Consider the following 3007-nt stretch of genomic DNA (forward strand, 5'->3'; position numbering starts at 1 on the left):
TGCAATCAAGCCGTTTTGGTCTGTACTTGTCGATGCCTCGCACTTGTTTACAACACACAGGGAAATATCATGAGCCTACTGACCTTGCAACAAGGTGTAGCCCGACTGTTCTATGCCACATTGGGCAAAAAAGCCGATGATGACGCGTTGACTTATTTCGCTAAAAAGCTGGAAAAAGGCGATTACACGCAAGCTGAATTAGCCAATATGTTTATCCGTTCGCAAGACGGGCACCATCGTTACGATGGCCTGAGCGTCAGCCAAAAAATACAATACATCTATCAGAATACCACGGGCGCACAGCCGGACGCCTTGACGCTGAACGCGCTCACCGCACAGGTCAACTGGGGAAAAACTCTCGGCAATCTGACGACCGAACTGATCGCCAAGGTTACAAACTACATGGGCAACGATGCCGGGCTGCAAGCTCAACAACAGCATTTGCAGACTATCGTCAACACCACGCTGTATCCTTCAGAGCTGGTGCAACCGTCACAGCTCTCTGCGGCGGCGGATGTTCAGGGGCTCTATTATCTGCTCGGCAGCATGACCCATTCCGCCGCCGTCCAATACTGGAGCGACCTGCTGGTGAGTGGCAAGAAAAGCACCGTCGATATCGCCAATGCATTCATCGCCACGAAAGGCTATATCCATTCACTCAGCAACGACGATTTTGTCAGGAAAATATTTTCGACCGGGTTCGGTAAAACTGCCGGCGAGAGTGACCTGCAAAAATACGTAACGGGATTGAACGATCACAGTGAAACCCGCGGTGAGGTCATGGTGCGTATGATGGACGACATCCGAAATGACGCCGCCGCCACCACCGCCAAGCAAAACTTCACGGCGGCAACCCATGTCTATGCACCCGGTGAATTACCACTGCCTGTTTATACTGAAGCGGTGATGGCACTGTACCTGACGGTCGCCGGAACCGCCGCTGACGCCACAGCGCTCGATACCTTTAGCCGTTTATTGGCCAGCGGCACCTCTCACAGCGATCTGCTGAAAATATTGTCAAGCGCCTACCAATTCCGCAACGCCGGCGATTATCAAAAGATTTACTTCAAACTCTATGGTCAGCCACTCGACAGCGCTTCAGCTCAGGCTATCCTGCTGAAGGCCGGCAACGACAATATCAAGGCATCCTCGCTGATCATCGATGCCTTCCGCGAAGGTAAATACCCACTGGATAATCACCCCTACCCGCCGCAGACCAGCTTACTGCAAGACTTCGATATAAAATTGGGCGGTGCATTGGGCTATCAAAAGGACTTTAACGGAACGTTCACCCTGTCGGATAACGGCAAGCTGGTGGCAAGCATCAATGGGCGGGCGGATCATGAGGTCACCACGACCGAAATCGCCCTATTGGGCTTGAGCCAGATAAACCTCAACGCCAACACGCCCACAAACCTGGATGTGACCGTACTCAGGGATGTAAGCACCATCATACTGTCCGGTCTCTATGCCACGAATGCCACGGTGCTCTCTTCCCTGAGCAATAAAGTCGTTTCCCTGCGCCTCAACGACGCCAATATCGCCAATGCGGATGCCGCTTTACCCATTAGCTTTTTAAACGTCGTGGTTGAAGCAGACAGCAGCCTGAACGATGCCCATATCAACCTGATGACGAAAAACTTGCTCTGGGACGGCAATGGCGTCAACGGTGGCGCCAACCACATCGGCAACGATTTTTTGGCAGAGGCCAACTCAACGAGCTCGTCCACTATCACGTCGCTCTCGGCTAACTTCATTACCAAATCGGTTTATCTGACCACAAATCAACTTGGTAAGCTCGAAGGCAGTATCGTCAGCAATGTCAACCAATTCAAATATTTTAACTATATCGATCTGACGCACTACAGAGGAACCGGCGATATTTATCTGGACGGGAAATGGGTTGCCAACGAAGGCAGCAAAGTCTTCGACTTCGGCCTGTTCAGCCAAAATGCCGGCATCCATAACGCGGCTTATGCCAACGTATCCCCTCTTGCCCAAGCCGAGTTGCCCCTGAGTAACGGCAACGGCTATACCGGCAGCGCCGGCGGGATCATTTCGGCCTATTCCGGCGACCTGACGCTGCTTAACGTCGGCAATGACTCGTTCAAACTGGCCGGGGGTCTGACAAGCAACAGCCATATTCATATACACGATACCCAGCAAAGCGATACGCACTTTACGCTGGAATTCGTCCCAAACAACGACAAATTTATAGCGTGGAATATGGGCACGTTCAGCTTCACCTCCGACCATAAGCAAACGCTGGAAATCTATATGGAACCCCCCCGCGTGTTGGAACAAACCCGCACTATGACGCTAAGCGGCGGGGACAGTTCGATCTCTGAGCTGCTCTTGACCAGTCTCATATATGGCTCCAATCCGTTTGGCGAAACTCCGACTGTAGTGCTCAATCTCACCGTCGCGGCCGATTTCAGCGATAATTTGCAAATCATTAAGGGAAATACCCAACGCGACTCGGATATGAGATTGCAGTTAGTGGCGGAGAAAGGCGGCACCGGCGGGGGCGATTTTTACGACACATTGAACTCACTGGCCAACAAGGATGACTTCAGCACCGTCATCAACGAATTGAGCGGACATCAGCTCGTCATTGGCGATGATGGTCTGACCGTGTTGAGCGCACAAGTAAAAGGCAATACCACGGTGAATCTCGCGCGTTCACTCACCTTCAGCGACAGTAAAATAGACGATCTAGTCACCTTGAACTACGACTATCCAAACAGCGTGATCAGAGTAGGTGATGTCGGCAGCCAGTGGCTCTTCGCCAAAACCGGCAATAAAAGTCCTGTACAGTATGGCAAAGCGAGCAGCGCCACCGAACTGCAGGCGGTTTTCAGCGATCTGACGGCGACCGACAATGCCCAGGCGTTGTTCTCGCAGATTCTGGCGAAGCTGACCAACGGTGCCAGCACCCATCAGTTGGCGGAAGTCGGCTTACTGCAACTGGGGAAGTCGGTCTATGTCATCGTGGATAAAAATCATA

1 protein-coding gene is annotated in these 3007 nt (G+C 52.1%); it reads left to right on the forward strand.

Annotated features, from left to right (window positions below; genetic code table 11):
* Positions 1 to 69: 69 nt before the first annotated feature.
* Positions 70 to 3007: hypothetical protein (locus ADK28_RS28815; RefSeq protein WP_048797412.1), on the forward strand; the 2938-nt coding region annotated here is incomplete at its 3' end.

It is taken from the genome of Serratia sp. 506_PEND (genome assembly GCF_001076875.1).
GTDB classification, from domain to species: domain Bacteria; phylum Pseudomonadota; class Gammaproteobacteria; order Enterobacterales; family Enterobacteriaceae; genus Serratia; species Serratia marcescens.